General features: G+C 66.5%; 20 protein-coding genes and 1 tRNA gene. 15 read left to right on the top strand and 6 right to left on the bottom strand.

The window, feature by feature from the left end; translation table 11 throughout:
* Positions 1-27: 27 nt before the first annotated feature.
* The 6 genes from lptF (at position 28) to rsmA (ending at position 7,890) form a co-directional block, all read left to right on the top strand.
* On the top strand, positions 28-1,176 hold the full coding sequence (gene lptF / locus VNQ78_RS08385; protein WP_325688603.1) for an LPS export ABC transporter permease LptF: 1,149 nt from the start codon (positions 28-30) through the stop codon (positions 1,174-1,176).
* Positions 1,173-2,294 carry an LPS export ABC transporter permease LptG gene (gene lptG / locus VNQ78_RS08380; protein ID WP_325688599.1) on the top strand — a complete coding sequence of 374 codons (1,122 nt, stop codon included), beginning with the start codon at positions 1,173-1,175 and terminating at the stop codon, positions 2,292-2,294. The genes lptF and lptG overlap by 4 nt, the downstream gene beginning before the upstream one ends.
* Complete coding sequence (locus VNQ78_RS08375; protein ID WP_325688596.1) at positions 2,294-4,696, top strand: LPS-assembly protein LptD; 2,403 nt, start codon at positions 2,294-2,296, stop codon at positions 4,694-4,696. Before lptG ends, VNQ78_RS08375 begins: the two co-directional genes overlap by 1 nt.
* A 31-nt stretch (positions 4,697-4,727) precedes the next feature.
* Entirely contained in the window at positions 4,728-6,011 is a 1,284-nt protein-coding gene (locus VNQ78_RS08370) for a peptidylprolyl isomerase (RefSeq protein WP_325688594.1), read from the top strand.
* Positions 6,012-6,076: 65 nt separating this feature from the next.
* On the top strand, positions 6,077-7,045 hold the full coding sequence (pdxA, locus tag VNQ78_RS08365; protein WP_325688592.1) for a 4-hydroxythreonine-4-phosphate dehydrogenase PdxA: 969 nt from the start codon (positions 6,077-6,079) through the stop codon (positions 7,043-7,045).
* Positions 7,042-7,890 carry a 16S rRNA (adenine(1518)-N(6)/adenine(1519)-N(6))-dimethyltransferase RsmA gene (gene rsmA / locus VNQ78_RS08360; RefSeq protein WP_325688590.1) on the top strand — a complete coding sequence of 283 codons (849 nt, stop codon included), beginning with the start codon at positions 7,042-7,044 and terminating at the stop codon, positions 7,888-7,890. Before pdxA ends, rsmA begins: the two co-directional genes overlap by 4 nt.
* 16 nt (positions 7,891-7,906) lie before the next feature.
* On the opposite strand, the gene VNQ78_RS08355 is transcribed toward rsmA, so the two are convergent.
* The 3 genes from VNQ78_RS08355 to prfA form a co-directional block, all read right to left on the bottom strand.
* On the bottom strand, positions 7,907-8,815 hold the full coding sequence (locus VNQ78_RS08355; RefSeq protein ID WP_325688588.1) for a DUF4167 domain-containing protein: 909 nt from the start codon (positions 8,813-8,815) through the stop codon (positions 7,907-7,909).
* A gap of 232 nt (positions 8,816-9,047) precedes the next feature.
* On the bottom strand, positions 9,048-9,911 hold the full coding sequence (gene prmC, locus VNQ78_RS08350; RefSeq protein ID WP_325688586.1) for a peptide chain release factor N(5)-glutamine methyltransferase: 864 nt from the start codon (positions 9,909-9,911) through the stop codon (positions 9,048-9,050).
* The gene (gene prfA, locus VNQ78_RS08345) at positions 9,908-10,963 is read right to left on the bottom strand and encodes a peptide chain release factor 1 (RefSeq protein ID WP_325688584.1); all 1,056 of its coding nucleotides are present in this window, start codon (positions 10,961-10,963) and stop codon (positions 9,908-9,910) included. Before prfA ends, prmC begins: the two co-directional genes overlap by 4 nt.
* Positions 10,964-11,206: 243 nt before the next feature.
* Here prfA and VNQ78_RS08340 point away from each other — a divergent pair, with 243 nt between their 5' ends.
* Positions 11,207-11,434: a glycine zipper 2TM domain-containing protein gene (locus VNQ78_RS08340; protein ID WP_325688582.1), complete on the top strand. Its 228-nt coding sequence runs from the start codon at positions 11,207-11,209 to the stop codon at positions 11,432-11,434.
* A gap of 12 nt (positions 11,435-11,446) precedes the next feature.
* The gene (locus VNQ78_RS08335; RefSeq protein WP_325688580.1) at positions 11,447-11,782 is read left to right on the top strand and encodes a hypothetical protein; all 336 of its coding nucleotides are present in this window, start codon (positions 11,447-11,449) and stop codon (positions 11,780-11,782) included.
* Positions 11,783-11,859: 77 nt separating this feature from the next.
* Here the strand turns inward: VNQ78_RS08335 and VNQ78_RS08330 are convergent, their stop codons facing one another.
* Complete coding sequence (locus VNQ78_RS08330; RefSeq protein ID WP_325688578.1) at positions 11,860-12,441, bottom strand: YceI family protein; 582 nt, start codon at positions 12,439-12,441, stop codon at positions 11,860-11,862.
* Between the two features lie 291 nt (positions 12,442-12,732).
* Between VNQ78_RS08330 and rpsF the strand changes: the two genes are divergently transcribed.
* The 5 genes from rpsF to VNQ78_RS08305 all read left to right on the top strand — a co-directional run bounded on the left by rpsF (position 12,733) and on the right by VNQ78_RS08305 (position 15,291).
* Positions 12,733-13,158: a 30S ribosomal protein S6 gene (gene rpsF / locus VNQ78_RS08325; protein ID WP_325688654.1), complete on the top strand. Its 426-nt coding sequence runs from the start codon at positions 12,733-12,735 to the stop codon at positions 13,156-13,158.
* Positions 13,159-13,175: 17 nt separating this feature from the next.
* A complete protein-coding gene (gene rpsR / locus VNQ78_RS08320) occupies positions 13,176-13,403 on the top strand; it encodes a 30S ribosomal protein S18 (RefSeq protein WP_011747229.1) in 228 nt (75 codons plus the stop codon).
* Positions 13,404-13,415: 12 nt separating this feature from the next.
* Positions 13,416-14,000, top strand: a complete 585-nt coding sequence (rplI, locus tag VNQ78_RS08315; RefSeq protein WP_325688576.1) for a 50S ribosomal protein L9 — start codon at positions 13,416-13,418, stop codon at positions 13,998-14,000.
* 146 nt (positions 14,001-14,146) lie between these two features.
* Positions 14,147-14,857, top strand: a complete 711-nt coding sequence (locus tag VNQ78_RS08310; RefSeq protein WP_325688574.1) for a hypothetical protein — start codon at positions 14,147-14,149, stop codon at positions 14,855-14,857.
* A 5-nt stretch (positions 14,858-14,862) separates the two neighbouring features.
* Entirely contained in the window at positions 14,863-15,291 is a 429-nt protein-coding gene (locus VNQ78_RS08305; RefSeq protein ID WP_325688571.1) for a GFA family protein, read from the top strand.
* Between the two features lie 137 nt (positions 15,292-15,428).
* On the opposite strand, the gene VNQ78_RS08300 is transcribed toward VNQ78_RS08305, so the two are convergent.
* Positions 15,429-15,504: transfer RNA gene (locus tag VNQ78_RS08300), tRNA-Ala, on the bottom strand.
* 375 nt (positions 15,505-15,879) lie between these two features.
* On the opposite strand from VNQ78_RS08300, the gene tig reads away from it, so the two are divergent.
* Positions 15,880-17,214, top strand: a complete 1,335-nt coding sequence (gene tig, locus VNQ78_RS08295) for a trigger factor (protein ID WP_325688570.1) — start codon at positions 15,880-15,882, stop codon at positions 17,212-17,214.
* Between the two features lie 126 nt (positions 17,215-17,340).
* Here the strand turns inward: tig and VNQ78_RS08290 are convergent, their stop codons facing one another.
* Positions 17,341-17,922 carry a porin family protein gene (locus VNQ78_RS08290; protein ID WP_325688568.1) on the bottom strand — a complete coding sequence of 194 codons (582 nt, stop codon included), beginning with the start codon at positions 17,920-17,922 and terminating at the stop codon, positions 17,341-17,343.
* A gap of 307 nt (positions 17,923-18,229) precedes the next feature.
* On the opposite strand from VNQ78_RS08290, the gene VNQ78_RS08285 reads away from it, so the two are divergent.
* Positions 18,230-18,493: hypothetical protein (locus tag VNQ78_RS08285; protein ID WP_325688566.1), on the top strand; the 264-nt coding region annotated here is incomplete at its 3' end.

Genomic DNA, 18,493 nt, shown 5'->3' with positions numbered 1-18,493 from the left:
CGAAAAAGAGCCTCAGCGAAAGCGCCCATGCCACGGATCGATCGTTACATCCTGACGCAGTTCCTGACCTTGTTCGGGTTCTTTGCGCTGGTCCTCGTCTCGGTCTACTGGATCAACCGCGCCGTGTCGCTGTTCGAGCAGCTGATCTCGGATGGCCAGACCGCGCTTGTGGTGCTTGAGTTCACCGCCCTGACGCTGCCCTTGGTGATCTCGGTCGTGCTGCCGATCGCGGCCTTCACGGCCACCGCCTATGGGACGAACCGGCTCTCCTCGGAATCCGAGCTGGTGGCGATGCAGGCCACCGGCATGTCGCCCTGGCGGCTTGCCCGGCCGGTGCTGGTCTTTGGCGTTCTGGTCGGGCTGATGGTCGCGCTGCTGGTCCACGCGATCGTTCCGCTTGCGCGCGGGCGCATGGCCGACCGACAGGCCGAGATCGCCCAGAACGTGACCGCCCAATTCCTGCGCGCGGGCTCGTTCCAGTTCCCGGTCAAGGGCGTCACGCTATATATCCGCGATGTCGCGGGCGACGGCGTGCTGAAGGACTTCTTCCTCGAGGATGCGCGCGACCCCTCGAACCAGACCACCTATACCGCGACCGAGGCGCTGGTGGTCAGGACCGAGGCCGGCCCGCGGCTGGTCCTGATGCGCGGCATGGCCCAGACGCTGCGCGTCTCGGGCGGGCGGCAACAGCTTTCGGTCACGCGCTTCGACGAGCTGGCCTATGACATGGCCTCGCTGATCGAAAGCGACGAGGCGCGGAAGCGCGACATCCGCGCCTATTCGACCCTGCGCCTGCTGCGCCCCGATGCGCAGCTTCTGGCCGACACCAGCTCGACCCGCGACAAGGCGCTGGCCGAGGCGCATGGCCGTCTGGCGAAACCCCTGCAATCGCCGGTCGCGGCGATGCTGGGCTTTGCCATGCTGCTTCTGGGCGGGTTCAGCCGCTTCGGGGTCTGGCGGCAGGTGATCTGGGCGGTGATCGCGCTGATCTTCGTCCAGTTCCTGACCACCGCCGCCGAAAATCAGGTCGCGCAGAATGCCGCGCGCTGGCCGCTGATCTATCTGCCCCCGGCGATCGGAGGGCTGATCTGCGCCGCAATCCTGTGGACGGCGACACGGCCGAGGCGGCTCCGGCGCTCACGCCCCGACACCGGCAAGGCGGAGGCCGCGACATGATCCTTTCCGCCTATGTCGCGCGCCGCTTCCTGCGCCTTTTGCTGCTGATCGCCGCGCTCTTTGCGGCAATCCTGTTCCTGATCGACATTGTCGAGCAGATCCGCCGCTTTTCCGAGCAGGGGATCGGCCTCAGCGGTGCGGCGGGGCTTTCGGCGCTGAACATCACCTCGAGCTTCTATTCGATCCTGCCGCTGATCACCGTGCTGGCGGGGATCGCGCTTTTCCTGAACCTGTCGCGCAGTTCGGAGCTGGTCGCGATCCGCGCCTCGGGCCGGTCGGGCATCCGGGTGCTGGCGGCCCCGGCCATCGCCGCCGCCCTTGCGGGCATCCTCGCGGTCGCGGTGATGAACCCGATGGTTGCCGCGACGACCAAGCGCTATGACGACGCCGTGACCCGCATCCGCAGCGATGGCGGGCAGACGGTCAGCCTTGGCGATAGCGGGGTCTGGCTGCGCCAGGCCCTGCGCGGCACCGCGCCGGACGGGACCGAGACCTCGGGCCAGGTGGTGATCCGCGCGACCCGCGCCAGCCCCGACGCGACCACGCTTTACGATGCGACCTTCATGGTCTTTGCCCCCGATTCCGGCCCGACCCGCCGCATCGACGCGGCCGAGGCGCATTTGCAACGCGGCTCATGGCGCCTTGACGGGGTCAAGGAATGGCCCCTGACCGATCCCAACCCCGAGGCCACGGCCCGCACGGTCGAGACCATCGAATTGCCGACCGACCTGACCGCGGCCCGCATCCGCGACAGCTTCGGCCGCCCCGAGGCGATCCCGGTCTGGCAGCTTCCCGCCTTCATCGGCGGGCTTGAGCGGGCGGGCTTCTCGGCCCAGCGGCACAAGGTCTGGTTCCAGATGGAACTGGCCCGGCCGCTGCTGATGGCGGCGATGGTCGCGATCGCGGCGGTCTTTACCATGCGCCACATGCGCGGCCGCAAGATGGGAATGCTGGTCCTTTGCGCCTTCGGCTGCGGGATCGGTCTGTTCTTCCTGCGCAACCTCGCGCAGGTGCTGGGAGAGAATGGCGACATTCCCGCCGCGCTGGCGGGATGGGCCCCACCCTTGGTCGCCTTGCTGTTCGCGCTCGGGGCACTCTTGCGTCTGGAGGACGGCTGATGAACGCGCGCGCCATCTCACTCAAGGGCAAGCGCCCGGCCCCTCGCCGCGCCGCCTGGCTCGTCGCGGCTTTCGCCGCCCTCGCGCCCGCGCCCATGCTGGCGCAGGGCCTCCTGGCCGACGGCCAGACCCTCCCCGCCTATGATGGCAGCGAGGGGTTCTGGACCGACAATGACCAGGGCCCGGCGCTGGCCCCGACCGAGACGCCGGACGGCAATACCCGTTTTGCCGACGGGACCGAGGCGATCAACCTGCCGTCGGTCGCGTCCCGCTCGCGCCCGGTTCGGATCGCGCCGAGCCCGAACGCCCCCGCACGCGGCACCGCCGCGACGGTGCTGGCCGATCAGGTGACGCTCGATGGCGAGCGGAACCTGACCGCCTCGGGCGGGGTGGTGATCTGGTATCAGGGCACGCGGCTGATCGCCTCGCGCGTGATCTATGACGGCCAGACCGGCAGCGCGGTGATCGAGGGTCCGATCCATGTGACCCAGCCCGACCGCCGCGGCACCCGCGACGAAACCATCGTCGTCGCCGACAGCGCCCAGCTTGACCCGAACCTGCAGGACGGGATCCTGCGGGGCGCGCGGCTGGTCCTCGCGCGCGAGTTGCAGCTTGCCTCGCGCCAGATGCGGCGCGAGCAGGAGGGCCGCATCACCGTCATGGACAACGTGGTCGCGTCGAGCTGCCAGATCTGCGCCGAGGATCCTGTGCCGCTATGGGAGATCCGCGCCCGCAGCATCACCCATGATGCCGAGGCGCGGACCCTGCATTTCGAGCAGGCCCAGTTCCGGGCCTTTGGCGTGCCGCTGGCGGCGCTGCCTTCGCTGACCACGCCCGATCCCACGGTTGAGCGGATGACCGGCTTCCTGCGCCCGCAGTTCCGCACCACCTCGAAGCTGGGCCTCGGGATCAAGCTGCCCTATTTCATCACGCTGGGCGATCATGCCGACCTGACGGTCACGCCCTATGTCGCGGCGAACCGCACCTCGACGCTGGAGATGCGCTATCGCCAGGCCTATGCGAATGGCGAGATGGAATGGAACGGCGCCATCAGCCGCGACGACATCGAGCCGGGCGAGACGCGCGGCTATCTGTTCGGCGCGGCGCGGTTCGAATTGCCGCGCGGCTACCAGCTTGGCGTCCAGCTTCAGATGGCGACGAACCGCGCCTATCTGCTGGATTACGACGTGACCGATGCCGACCGGCTGTGGAGCGGCGTGACGCTGGACCGGGTCCGGCGCGACCGCATGGTGATGGCGCGGGTCGGCAACTACGAATCCCTGCGCGATGACGAGCCGGACGACATCACCCCTTCGCTGGTGGCGGATGCGCTGTGGCAGCGGCGCTGGGAGCCCGACCGGATCGGCGGCATCGCCACGCTGGAATGGTCGATGCACGCGCATCGCCGGTCCTCGAACGAGGATATCCTCGGCCGCGACATGGCCCGCGCCTCGGTCCTGCTGGACTGGCGCCGGAGCGAGATCCTGCCCGGAGGCGTGGTCGGCGCTCTCGAGGCGCAGGTGAACACCGATTTCTACAGCATCAATCAGGACAGCCGCTATGACGATTTCGTCGCCCGCGCCGACCCGACGCTGGCGGCCGAGCTGCGCTGGCCGCTCGCCCGCCATTCCGGCGGAGTGACGCAGATCATCGAGCCGGTGATGCAGGTGATCTGGTCGCCCGAACGCGATGCCGAGGACCAGGTGCCGAACGAGGATAGCCCCCTGATCGAGTTCGACGAGGGCAACCTCTATTCGCTGGACCGCTTTCCCGGCTGGGATGCCCGCGAATCGGGTTTGCGCGCCAATCTGGGCGTCACATGGACGCGGATCGACCCCGCCGGCTGGCAGCTTGGCCTGACCGCCGGGCGGGTGCTGCGAAGCCAGCCCGACCTTGCCTTCGACGGCACCGGCCCGCTGGGCGGCAAGCGTTCGGACTGGCTGCTCTCGGCCAATTATTCGGGCATGAACGGGCTGGCGCTGGTCAACCGCGCGCTGTTCGACGACAGCTTCTCGATGAGCCGCAACGAGTTGCGGCTGGGCTGGCTGAAGCCGGGGCTGCAGCTTTCGGCGGGCTATCTCTGGCTCGACTCCGACCCGCGCGAGGACCGGATGGACGATGTCTCGGAACTGACCGCGACCGCCGGCTGGCAGATCCGCGACGGCTGGTGGGCCAGCGCCGAGACGCGCTATGATTTCTCGGCCGATCGCGCGCAGAAGGCAGAGCTGGGCCTTGAATATCGCAACGAATGCGTGACGGTCGAAATGTCGGTCGAGCGGCGGTTCAGCTCCTCCGAGACGCTGAGTGAGGATACCAGCTTCGACCTCGGCATCCGGCTGGGCGGCTTCGGCAAGCAACAGTCGGGTCCGGGAACGGTGGCGCGTCGCGCCTGCCTGCGATAAGGTCCGGCAAAACCAAACGGCGAGGGAGCTGATGCGGCGAATTCTTCTGGGGGCGGCCATGGCCGCAATGCTGACGGGGACGCAACTCGCGCCCGGCATCGGCGCGCATCCGGCCGCGGCCCAGTCGGGCGGCATGTTCCAGCCGGTGGTTTACGTGAATGACGGAGCCGTCACCCGGTTCGAGATCGACCAGCGCATGCGTTTCATGGAAATCCTGCACGCCCCCGGCGCGGATGCCGCCTCGGCCGAGAAGGCGCTGATCGACGACCGGCTTCGCAGCTTTGCCGCCAAGCAGGCCGGAATCCGCGCGACCGAGGAGCAGGTCAATGCCGGGCTGGAGGAATTCGCGAGCCGCGGCAACCTGACCGTCGACCAGTTCGTGCAGCTTCTCGGCCAGAACGGCGTCGAGCGCCAGACTTTCGAGGATTTCGTGGTCTCGGGCATCGTCTGGCGCGATTTCGTCCGCCAGCGCGTCGTCGGCCAGGTCCGCGTGACCGATGCCGAGGTCGACGAGGAGATGAAGAAGATCATCGAGACGCCGCAGACCACCCATGTCGGGCTGTCCGAACTGATCATCCCCGCCCCCGAGGGGAAGGAGGACGAGGCCATGGCGCTGGCCGAGCGCATCGTGAGCCAGACCCGGTCCGAGGCCGATTTCGCCGCCTTCGCCCGGCAATATTCGGCGACGCCCTCGGCCGAGCGCGGCGGGCGGCTGCCGCTGACGCCTTTGGCGAACCTGCCGCCGACGCTGCGACCGATCCTGCTGCAATTGCCGCCCGGAACCGTCAGCCAGCCGCTGACGGTGCAAGGGGCCGTGGTCCTGTTCTTCATGCGCGAGACGCGGGGCACGCTGCGGCCCGGCGCGACCGAGCAGGTGCTGGATTATGCCCGCCTGCGCCTTGCCACCGCCGAGGAGGCCGCGCAGATCGCCACCCTCTCGGATACCTGCGACGACCTGACCGTCCAGGCGAGCCGTCTGCCCGCCGACCGGCTGCTGCGCCAGACCCTGCCCCAGGGCCAGATCCCGACCGGCGAGGCGGTGCGGCTGGCGGTCCTCGACGATAACGAGACCACCATCGTCAATTACGGCGGCACGGTCGACCTGCTGATGCTATGCAAGCGCAGCCCGGCGCTGCTGGCGAACCGCCCTGACGCCCCGGTCGCGACCAGCAACGAGGGCGACCAGTCGGTTCCCTCGGACACGCTGCCGGCGCGCAATGACGTCCGCAACCAGATCTACAACCGCAAGGTCGGCGAAGCCGCCGAGAGCTATCTGGCAGAGCTGCGCGCGAATGCCGTCATCCGCCGGCCCTGAAACGGCCCGCCGGGGGCGCTTCGCCCCCCGGACCCCCCGAGGGTATTTTTGAAACAGTGAAGACGATGCGTGAACCTCGCCCCATCATCCTGACCTGCGGCGAGCCTGCGGGTATTGGCCCCGAACTTGCGCCGAAGGCGCTGGCCTCGGGCATTCCCTTTGTCTATCTGGGCGATCCGCGCCACCTGCCTGAGGGCACGGCATGGGCCGAGGTCTCGGACCCCGGCGAGGCGGTCGCGGAAGGCGTGCTGGCGGTCCTGCGCCATGATTTTCCGGCGGAAGCCCGGCCCGGGCGGCCCGATCCCGCCAATGCGGCTGGGGTGATCGAGGTCATTGCGCGCGCGGTCGGGCTTGCCAGTTCGGGCGCGGCAGGCGGGATCTGCACGCTGCCGATCAACAAGGAGGCGCTGAAGCGCGGGGCGGGCTTCGCCTTTCCGGGTCATACCGAATACCTCGCCCATCTGGCGGGGGACGTGCCTGTCGTGATGATGCTCGCCTCGACCACGATCGAGCCGCCCTGCCGGGTCGTGCCGGCAACGATCCATATCGCACTGAGCGAGGTGCCGCGGAAACTGACGCCGGATGTGCTGGAAGAGGCGATCCGGGTGACGCGGGCCGGGCTTGTGCGGGATTTCGGGATCCCGGCGCCGCGCATCGCCGTGGCCGGGCTGAACCCCCATGCCGGAGAGAATGGCGTCATGGGCGTCGAGGAGCTGCGCTGGATCGCGCCTTTGCTTGAGCGCCTGCGGGCGGAGGGGATGGATCTCGCCGGTCCGCTGCCAGCCGATACCATGTTCCACGCCCCGGCGCGGGCGGGCTATGACGCGGCGATCTGCGCCTATCACGACCAGGCGCTGATCCCGATCAAGACGCTGGATTTCGCGGGTGGCGTCAATGTCACGCTGGGTCTGCCCTTCGTGCGGACCTCGCCCGATCACGGTACGGCCTTTGACATCGCCGGGCGCGGCATTGCCGATGCGGGCAGCGTGATCGCAGCCTTGCGCATGGCTCATGAGATGGCGGGACGCAGATGAGCACGATCGACGGTTTGCCGCCCCTGCGCGAGGTCATCGCCCGGCACGAGCTGAAGGCGAAAAAGCAGCTGGGGCAGAACTTCCTGCTGGACCTCAACCTGACCGCCAAGATCGCGCGGGCGGCCGGGGATCTGAGCGGTTGCGACGTGATCGAGGTGGGGCCCGGACCGGGCGGCCTGACTCGCGGCCTGCTGGCCGAAGGAGCGCGTCATGTGCTGGCGATCGAGAAGGACGCCCGCGCCCTGCCCGCTTTGGCCGAAATCGCCGAGGCCTATCCCGGTCGGCTGGAGGTGATCCACGGCGATGCGCTGGAGATCGACCCGCTGGCGCATCTGACACCGCCGATCCGCATTGTCGCGAACCTGCCCTATAATGTCGGGACGGAATTGCTGGTCCGCTGGCTGACGCCGAAAAGCTGGCCGCCCTTCTGGCAGTCGCTGACGTTGATGTTCCAGAAAGAAGTGGCCGAGCGCATCGTGGCGCGGCCCGGCGGCAAGGCCTATGGCCGGTTGGCCGTGCTGGCCCAATGGCGCAGCGATGCCCGGATCGTCATGACGCTGCCGCCCGAGGCCTTCGTGCCTCCGCCCAAGATCCATTCGGCGGTCGTGCATCTGACCGCCCTGCCCGAGCCGCGCTTTCCCGCCGATCCGGCGGTGCTGAACCGTGTCGTGGCCGCGGGCTTCAACCAGCGCCGCAAGATGCTGCGGGCGTCGCTGAAGGGTTTGCATCCGGGGATCGAGGATCTGCTGCTGGCCGCTGGCATTCCGCCGACGGCGCGGGCCGAGGAGATCGGGCTGGAGCAGTTCTGCGCGCTGGCGCGGGGTCTGGCCGCCGCGCCGCGCTGACCTTGTTGTCGGGCGATTACTCGCCCGACGCGCGTTCGGGAACGGCCGGGGCCGCAGCCTCGTCACCGCCCTTGGGCTTGGCCGGGGACTTGCGGCGCGGGCGCGGAGCGGCCGGCGCATCCGGGGAAGCTGCCGCCGCGCTGCGCGTGCGGCGACGCGGGGTCGGCGCAACCTCGGCCTCTGCCGCAGGTTCGGCGGCCGGAGCCGGCTCTTCAGCCGCTTTTACCTCGGCCTTCGGCTCTCTTGCCGGTTTCGGGGCACGCGTGGCTTCGGGCGCGGGCTTGGCCGGAGTGGTTTCCGGCGTCTCGACCGGGCCGCGATCCTCGTCGGCCGAGATGGCCAGAGGCAATCCCGGCTGCTCGACCGCCTGCGCGGCGGGAGCGGGGGCCGGTCGCTCGTCCCTGCTGCGGTCTTCACGACGGTCCTCACGGCGGTCTTCGCGCCGGTCGTCCCGGCGATCGTCGCGACGCTCGCCCTGGCGGTTGTCGCGGCGGTTGTCGTTGCGCGCCTCGTCACGGCGGTTGTCGTCCCGGCGCCCTTCGTCCCCGCGATCGTTGCGGTTCGACTGGTGGTAGCCGTTGCCATTGCCATTCTGGCCGTGGCCGCCCTCGCCCGAGGTGCCGTCTTCGCGGTCGTCGTCGCGCGTGCCGCCATTCTGCTGCTGCTGACGCTCGGCCTGCTCGCGCTGCGCCTCGCCCAGCATGCGGGTATAATGCTCGGCATGCTGAAGGAAGCTCTGCTCGGCCACGCGGTCGTTCGAGAGCTGGGCGTCCCGCGCAAGCGTCAGATATTTCTCGATAATCTGTTGCGGGGTACCGCGCACCTTGCCCTCGGGGCCCGAGCTGTCAAAGACGCGGTTGACAATGTTTCCCAGCGTGCGCTGGCGGTTCGACTTGTTACGCGAACGGGATTTGGATGATCTCATCAGCTTGCTGTCATTCGTGGACCGGCATTGGCCGGCTCAGGTTAGGGTCATCTCTTGCAGCGGGTGCCAGTTCAGGAGGAGCCCGGGGGCCAGGTTTTCCTGTGTGACCAGTTTGAGGCTGGGAGGGCAACTGACCCGTGCGTGGGCGCTTGGCCCCCGTCACATCTGTCACTAAACATCCTGCACCGTTGCTGACAAGCAGAAACTTTGCCAGATGCGGGCTTTTCGGTGATTAAATTGCCCGAGCAGCCGGTTTTCGCCCCATGACGACGCGATCGCGCCCGTCGAAGTCCTGGTGAACCTGGACCTCGACCAGTCCCGCCTGCCGCATCTGGGATGCGACGGCCTCGCCCTGGCTTGGTCCGATTTCGACCATCAGCCGCCCGCCGGCGTTCAGATGTTCTGCCACGTCGCGGCAGATGGCCCGATAGGCGGCAAGTCCGTCGCCGTCGTCCGTGAGGGCAAGGCGCGGCTCCCAATCCCGGACCTCGGGGGAAAGCCCCGCCATCTCGTCCTCTGCGATATAGGGCGGGTTGGAGACGATCAGGTCGAACCGACCCGAAACGGCCGCGAACCAGTCCGACAGGACGAATTCGGCCGCTGTCCCGATCATCTGGGCATTCCCGCGCGCCACATCAAGGGCCGCGGGCGAGAGATCGGCCCCGACCCCCCTTGCCCCCGGCCGCTCGGCCAGAAGCGAGATCAGGATCGCCCCCGTCCCGGTGCCAAGGTCGAGAACCGAGGCGAAAGGCTCGCTCAGCGCAAGCTCGACCAGCCGCTCAGTCTCGGGGCGGGGGTCGAGCGTGTCGGGCGTCACGCGGAAATCATGCTTCCAGAATGCCCGCCGGCCGATGATCTGGCTGACCGGCTGGCGCGTCGCCCGCGCGGCGATCATGGCCTCATAGGCGGCGGCGGCGGCAGGCGATACGGGCGCGGTCAGGTGATCGCGCAGAGAATGGCGGGCGACCGGCTGGCCCAAGGCGCGCGAAAGCGCGTTGAGGAACAGGGTCTGCGCGTCGCCTGCGGCATTCTCGACCCCGGCCGCGCGAAGCCGGGCCTCGGCCGCGGCGCAAAGCTCGCGCCCGGTCCGGCTCATCCGACCTCGGCGGCAAGGCGCGCCGCCTGGTCATGGGCGATCAGCGCATCGGTGATCTCGCCCAAATCGCCCGCAATGATTCGGTCCAGCGCGTAAAGCGTCAGCCCGATCCGGTGGTCGGTCATCCGGCCCTGCGGGAAATTATAGGTGCGGATACGCTCGGAGCGGTCGCCCGACCCGACCTGACTGCGCCGGTCGGCTGCGCGTTCGGCGTCAGCGCGCGAGCGTTCCATGTCATAGAGCCGCGCGCGCAGGACCGCCATCGCATTGGCGCGGTTCTGGTGCTGCGATTTCTCGGAACTGGTGACGACGATCCCGGTCGGCAGGTGGGTGATCCTGACGGCGGAATCGGTGGTGTTGACGTGCTGGCCACCCGCGCCGCTGGCCCGCATCGTGTCGATGCGGATGTCGCCGGCGGGAATGTCGATATCGACCTCCTCCGCCTCAGGCAGGACGGCGACGGTCGCGGCGCTGGTGTGGATGCGGCCGCCGGATTCGGTCTCGGGGACGCGCTGGACGCGGTGGACGCCGGATTCGTATTTCAGCCGGGCAAAGACCCCCTCACCCTCGATCCGGGCCACGGCCTCGCGCACGCCGCCAAGCTCGGATTCGGAAAGCTCCAGAAGCTGGAAGTTCCAGCCCCGCGATTCCGAGAAACGGCGATACATGCCCAGAAGGTCGCCCGCGAACAGCGCCGCCTCCTCGCCTCCGGTGCCGGGCCGGATCTCGAGGATCGCGGGCCGGGCATCGGCCGCGTCGCGGGGCAGAAGCGCGATGCGAAGCTGCTGCTCAAGCTCGGGCAGCGAGGCGCGCAGGCGGGCCAGTTCATCCTCGGCCAGTTCCCGCATCTCGGGATCGGCCAGCATGGCCTGCGCCTCGCGGATGCCGCTTTCGGCGGCGTTCCATTCGGTGATCTGGGCGACGACGGGCTTCAGCTCGGCATATTCGCGGCTGATCCGCGCGATTTCATCGGCAGAGGGACCGGCATTCAGCTGCGCCTCGAGAAACTCGAAACGCTGAACGATCTGGGAAAGTCTGTCCTGGGGCAGCATGTGGGCGGGATTATCCGCTGCGCCGCCCTGCTGCAAGGCTGATCGCTGCCGCAGGCCCGCCCACCGGAAACGGTGGAAGGAAAATTCGGTGATTGGCAGATGCGATCCATAGGGATACACCTGTCCTTACGAAGACAGAGACTTACGCGTATTTTCCTGCCCGTTTTTTTCTGACGCGGGTCGCAAGTCCCGCATGCAACTGAATGCAGAACCACCCTACTGGAACAGCACAGGAGCACGATCGTGAAATCCCCCCTCATCATTGGCGCATTGGTACTTGCCGCAAGTGCCTGCGCCAACCAGACCCCCGAGCAGCAGCATGAGGTTGCCTGCATCGGTGGCAGCTTCATGGGCGCAGTCCTTGGCGGCGCGGCCGGCAGCCTGATCGGCGGCGGCGTCGGCCGCGACGTCGCCATTGCCGCAGGCTCGGTCGCCGGCGGCTATGCTGGCCAGCGCTATTCCTGCGGTTAAGGAGATATGACCATGAAAAGGACAATTTCTGCCACCGCTGCGCTGCTGCTTGCAGCCCCCGCCCTGGCACAGGTCACAGCGGACCATCTGGCCGCGATGGATGCGAATGGCGACAAGAAGGTCGACGCCGCCGAATATGCCGCCTTCGCCGACAAGGTGTTTGCCAAGCTGGACGCTGACGGCAACGGGGCGGTTACCCCGGCCGAGGCCGGCAGCACGGTTTCAGCAGACCAGTTCCGCGCCGTCGATACCAATGGGAATGGCAGCCTCAGCAAGGCCGAGTTCACCAAAGCAACCACCGCGGACTTCACGGCGTCGGACCTCGACAAGAACGGCGCGCTGGACTGACCCCGCCGTCCTGCGTGGGCATTTTGCAAAGAAAAAGGGCCCGTCGGGGCCCTTTTTCCATTGTCGCGCCTCTGCGCTTATCCGGCCTTGATTGCCTCGACGGTGATCGAGACCTCGACCTCGTCCTCGACCGCCGGGGCGAATTTCCCGAGATTGAACTCCGAGCGGTTGATCTTCGTCTCGCCGTCGAAACCTGCGGCTTCCTTGCCGGTCATCGGATGGGCGGCGACCTGGTTCAGGTCGATGTCGAGCACGATCGTCTTGGTCACACCGTTCAGCGTGAAATCGCCGGTCACTTTCGCTTCCTTGTCGCCATCGGGCTCGACCTTGGTGGATTTGAACGTTGCGACGGCCTCGCCCTGATCGGTGTCGAAGAAATCCGCCCCGAACAGATGCTTGTCGAGATCGGCCGAAACCGTCCGCAGCCCCGAGAGCGGGATCGTCGCCTCGACGCTGGAATTTGCCGGGTTCTCGGCATCCAGCATCAGCTTGCCGGTGACGCCGTTGATGATGCCCGTGCTGGTCGAGAAGCCCATGTGGCCATATTCGAACACCACCTGGCTGTGCGACGGATCGAAGTCATAGGCCACCGGCTCAGCAAATGCTGCGGTCGCGCCGACAACGGAAAATGCCGCGAGGGGAGCGAGAAGGGATTTCATGCGAAAGCTCCTGATTGATTGGTCACGCCGCGACTTGTGCGGGGGAAATGTGACAGTCGCAACAAGGGTTTCGGTGAAATTTCCTGACATTATCGTGTTGCCGCTCTGCGTGGAAACAGTTTCGCCGTCAGGGCGACTTTCCGGGCTTGCGGTGGTTTTTCCTTGCATTCACTGGCTTCGCCGCTATAAGGCCGCATCCTTCCGCAAATGCGAAACCGGCGCAGCCTCTCGTGGCGGGGAGCGGAATGGATGTCCCGCCGTTGAAGTGCGCCCCGAATGAAGGTTGCAGTCATGCCGCTTTATGAGCATGTGCTGATCGCCCGCCAAGACCTGTCGAATGCACAGGCCGAGGGGCTGATCGAACATTTCTCGACCGTTCTCGCCGACAATGGCGGCAAGGTCGTCGAAAACGAATATTGGGGTGTGCGCACCCTCGCCTACAAGATCAACAAGAACCGCAAGGGCCACTATGCCTTCCTGCGTTCGGACGCGCCCTCGGCCGCCGTGCAGGAGATGGAGCGCCTTGCCCGCCTGCATGACGACGTCATGCGCGTGCTGACCGTCCGCGTGGACGAGCACAAGGAAGGCCCCTCGGTCCAGATGCAGAAGCGTGACGAGCGCGAGCGCGGCGACCGTGGTGATCGTGGCGAGCGCCGCGACCGTGACGGTGATCGTGGCGAACGCCGCGAGCGTCGTGACCGCGACGAGCGGAACTGAGGGAAGGAACCAGAACAATGGCAAACAAACCCTTCTTCCGCCGCCGGAAAGTCTGCCCCTTCTCGGGCGACAACGCTCCCGCGATCGACTACAAGGACACGCGCCTTCTGCAGCGTTACATCTCGGAACGCGGCAAGATCGTGCCCTCGCGCATCACCGCCGTCTCGGCCAAGAAGCAGCGTGAACTGGCCCGCGCCATCAAGCGCGCCCGCTTCCTCGCCCTGCTCCCCTACGCCGTGAAGTAAGGAGAGACGATCATGCAAGTCATCCTGCTGGAACGTGTGGCCAAGCTGGGCCAGATGGGCGAAGTCGTCAAAGTCAAAGACGGCTTTGCACGCAACTTCCTGCTGCCGCAAGGCAAGGCGATGCGCGCCTCGGACGCCAACATCAAGGCTTTCGAAGAGCGCAAGGCCGACCTGGCCGCCCGCAACGACGAAACCCGCGACGAGGCCCTGAAAGCCGCCGAGAAAATCGACGGTCAGGTCTTCGTCATCATCCGCTCGGCTTCGGATGCCGGCGCGCTTTACGGCTCGGTCACCCCGCGTGACGCCGCCGAGGCCGCTGCTGCCGAAGGTTTCTCGGTCGATCGCCGTCAGGTTGTCCTGACTGCTCCGATCAAGGATCTGGGCCTGCACGACGTGCGCGTCCACCTGCACCCGGAAGTCGATGCGACGATCACCCTGAACGTCGCCCGTTCGGTCGAAGAAGCCGAACTGCAGGCCTCGGGCAAGTCGATCCAGGAACTGGCCGCGGAAGCTGACGCCGCCGCCGATTTCGAGATCGCGGAACTCTTCGACGAGATCGGCTCGGCCGGTCGCGACGAGGACGATGTCGCGAACTGATCGCGCCCTCAGCCGTTGAAACAGGAAGAACGCGCCGCAACCCGGCGCGTTTTTTCATGCTTGCTGCGCCCGTCCAGTCAACGGAACATTCGCCCGGCTGCCGTGTTGACCCGGGCAGCAGCGCGCCTCGCACAAGGATCAGACCGATGAGCCATCAGCACCCGCATGACGACCTCGACGCCCCCGGCATCACCCATACCGAGGCCGACGAGGCGAGCGAGACCCGCTTTGGCCCCCGCCCCGTGCCCGAGGGTCACCGCCATCCGTCGGGGCCGACTGAATCGCGCCGCATCCCGCCGCATGGCGATGTCTCGCCCGATGGGCGCCACGCCTATCCCCGGCCGTCGCGGCTGGCTAAATGGCTGGTCTGGGGCGGCACCGGGCTGGCAGCGGCGGCGCTGACCGCCGGCACCGTCTATGCGGCGCGGCATGTGGCCGACATGATCTCGGGACATGGAGGACCGAAGCCCCGCCGTCGCCCGGCCGCGCGCCCCTATCAACCTGACGATGCCGCAGCGCCCCGCATGGGGTTCAGTACGCCGGTCCATGCGGGCGACGAGCCCGCGCCGCCGCGCCCCAGACGGCACACCAACCGGCCGAGCCTGATGGAGGAGGTCGAGGCCAATACCGCCTCGCTGACGCATAGCGTCGAGGATGTGATGCGCACCGTCACCACCGCCGTCGAAGGCTTTCGCGGCGTCGCAAGCCAGGCCAATGCCATCATCCGCGAGTTCGGCGACGCGGCGGACCTCGTGCGCGACATCATCGACCGGCGCCCTAGCGAACGCCCGCCTGCCACGCCCGCCGAGGAGGATACCGGTCCCGCCGATCACGATCCCCGCAGCCACCGGCTGTAAGGACCATGGAGCAGGTAACGGGCGGCTGTCTCTGCGGCAAGGTCCGCATCCTCGCCAAGGGGGCGCCCTACCGCGTCGGGATCTGCCACTGTCTGGATTGCCGGAAGCATCACGGCGCGCTTTTCAACGCCTCGGCCATCTATCCAGAGGAGGCGGTGATGATCGAGGGCGAGACGGCCAGCTATGCGGGCCGCCACTTCTGCCCGACCTGCGGGTCCTCGGTCTTTGGCCGCACCGGGGACGAGGTGGAGGTTTGCATCGGCACCCTCGACGCTCCGAACCAGATGAAGCCCAGCTATGAGCTTTGGACCCTGCGGCGGGAAGCATGGCTCCCCGAATTTTCAGGCATGAAATCCTACCCGCGCGACCGGGACAGCACCAGCCGCCACGAGGCTCAGGCCGACTCGCCCGCTCGTCCGGCACGCTGCCCGTAAGTGCCGCCCACGACTCGACCAACACACGGATCATCCAGAAGACGAAATTGCCCGATGCCGAACGCGCACAGGGGATTGGCCAGTCGCCGTCCTGCGCTGGCGCGGCGTCTTTATCATCATGTCGTCATGGGATAATTTGGTGGAGCCAAGGGGAGTCGAACCCCTGACCTCTTGAATGCCATTCAAGCGCTCTACCAACTGAGCTATGGCCCCACCGGAGGTCCAGATGACGTTGCCGCCGTCTGCGTGGGGGGTCGTATAGGGGTGGGGCCAAATGGGCGCAAGCGGAAAAGAACGCTTTGCCACAATTATTTTGCAAGCATTTGTAATATATTGGTAAATCTCATCTTTCCCGTCATCCTGCCGGTTGGCGGTTACATATCGCCCCGCGACTCTGCGCCGAATGGGGCGGCAGTCCTTCGCGGCATGGCCGGCGCGCCCCCTCCGCACCGCCTTGGTTCTTGCTATAGGCCGCAAAATCCCCTAGCTAGCGCGCTGAAACAAAGGCGGGAGGCGCGGGGTTTTCGACCCCCGGGCCGCAGGGCTTGGATCGCCCCGCCCGCGCACAGGTTGGATGAAGGAAGTCAAATGCAGGTCAAGGAAACGCAGAACGAAGGGCTGAAGCGCGGCTATCAATTCACCCTGCCCGCGGCCGATCTGGCGGCGCAGGTCGATGCCAAGCTGAAAGAGGCCCAGCCCGAGATCGAGATGAAGGGCTTCCGCAAGGGCAAGGTGCCGATGGCCCTGCTGAAAAAGCAATACGGCCAGCGCGTCATGGGCGACGCGATGCAGGAAGCGATCGACAGCGCGCTGCGCAACCATCTCGAGACCTCGGGCGACCGCCCGGCGCTGCAGCCGAAGGTCGAGATGGTCAATGGCGAGAACTGGAAAGAAGGCGACGATCTGGTCGTCGACGTCACCTATGAAGCCCTGCCCGCGATCCCCGAGGCCGATCTTTCCGGCGTCGAGCTTGAGCGTCTGGTGGTTTCGGCCGGCGACGAGCAAGTGACCGAGGCGCTGGAGAACCTGGCCAAGAACGCGCAATCCTTCGAGGACCGCAAGAAGGGCAGCAAGGCCAAGGACGGCGATCAGGTCGTGATCGACTTCAAGGGCATGGTCGATGGCGAAGCCTTCGAAGGCGGCAGCGCCGAGGACTATCCGCTGGTACTCGGCTCGAACAGCTTCATCCCCGGCTTCGAGGCCCAACTGGTGGGCGCCAAGGCTGGCGACGAAGTCAAGGTCGAGGTGAAGTTCCCCGAGGATTACGGTCATCCGACGCTGGCCGGCAAGGACGCGGTCTTCGAGACCACCGTGAAGGCCGTGAAAGCCCCGAAAGCCGCCGAGCTTGACGACGAGCTGGCGAAGAAATTCGGTGCCGACGATCTGGAAGCGCTGAAGACCCAGATCCGTGAGCGTCTGGAATCGGAATACAAGGGCGCGTCGCGTCAGATCCTCAAGCGCGCGCTGCTCGACAAGCTGGATGCGCTGGTCAAGTTCGACCTGCCCTCGTCGCTGGTCGAAGCCGAGGCAAGCCAGATCGCCCACCAGCTCTGGCACGAGGAGCACCCGGAAGAGCATGGCCACAACCATGGCGAGATCGAGACGACGGACGAGCACAAGTCGCTGGCCGAACGCCGCGTGCGCCTTGGCCTGCTGCTGGCCGAAATCGGCCAGAAGGCCGAGATCACCGTCTCGGATCAGGAAATGACCCAGGCCGTCCTGCGTCAGGCCCGTCAGTATCCGGGTCAGGAGCGCGCGTTCCTGGAGTTCATCCAGCAGAACCCGCAAGCTCAGCAGCAGCTGCGCGCCCCGATCTTCGAAGACAAGGTCGTCGACCACATCGTCGAAGGCGCGAAGGTCTCGGACAAATCCGTGACCAAGGAAGAGCTGGAAAAGGCCATCGAGGCTCTCGACCAGTTCTGATCGGCAGCTCTGCCGAAAGATCAGGCCGCCCTTTCGGGGCGGCCTTTTTCATTGCCGGCCCGCAGGGAGCAGGCATAAAAAAACGCCCCCGCGAGGGGGCGTTTTCGATCAGACCTCGGAGTCCGATCAGAAGCGGTAGGACGCACGGACCTGGAACAGGTCGGTGTCCAGATCAGCGCCATCGACATCGTCGATATCGTTGAAGTCGTTGCGGGTATATTCCGCGCCGACGGTGAACTTGTCGTTGATCATGTAGTCAGCGCCAAGGCCGTAGGTGATGCCGGTTTCCGACAGGTCGCCAAGCTCGAGCTGAGCGACGCCGAGGGTGGCGTAGGGCAGGAATTTGCCCATGTCATAGCCAGCGCGGCCGCGCAGGCGCCACAGATCGCCATCTTCGTCGGTGTCGTCGAGGCTGACGCGGTTGTAGTCAAGCTCGCCGCCCAGGACGAAATTGCCGAAGTCGCGCATGTAGCCAGCGTGCAGGCCATAGCCGTCGAAATCACTATCCGCGGACGCGCCCGCATAGTCGAGTTCGGCATTGCCCTTGCCGTACTGAATACCGGCATAGAAGCCGGTCCAATCAGCCGTCTCGACCGGCGCGACGACCGGTGCAACGACGGGCTGTTCGACGACCGGCGCTGCATAACCACCCGCCTGCGCCGCGGTCGCGGCGAACCCGGCGAGGATCGCATAACATGCCAATTTCATGTTCTGTACTCCTGTAGTAACGCGGCCGGACTAACAGCCAGAGCATTGAACCTGAAGGCAATTCATTGTGATGGAAATGTGTTCGGATGAGAGGAAGCCTGCCGATGCGGGCGGGAATCCGCGCAGACATATGCGTGGAATGGCCGCGGAAATCGGGCCGCTGCAGGGTTGCTTCGTCAAGGGGGAATTTGATGGTGCGGGTGGAACACGCCGCCCCCTGCAAGACGCCTCCCCCGTGCATTGAGGCATACGACCGCCCCGCACGTTTCCCGATCTCGATCGCGAGGACCGAATAGCCAAACGAAACATGCCTCCTGACGCCCCCCACATCCTGGAGGATCTCGCTGACGCGGGCATCGGGGCCAAAACGGACCTTTGCACGGTCGCGCTTGTCGGCACCTATCTCGCCTATCTGACGAAACTCGGCCACTTCCCGGGTGCGGGCGTTGATCTGCTCGGACGTGATCTGCCGGGTCAGGTGGCTGCCCGGGATCCCCGAAGCAGGATGCTGCTGATCCTCTTGCGTCGTTTCAATGCCGCCATGCCACCAGCGGCGTGGTCAGATGTCGGG

Source organism: Paracoccus sp. (in: a-proteobacteria) (genome assembly GCF_035556475.1).
In the GTDB taxonomy this organism is placed as follows: domain Bacteria; phylum Pseudomonadota; class Alphaproteobacteria; order Rhodobacterales; family Rhodobacteraceae; genus Paracoccus.
The sequence above is the reverse complement of the archived record's forward strand: the minus strand, read 5'-3'. Positions and strand labels throughout refer to the sequence as shown.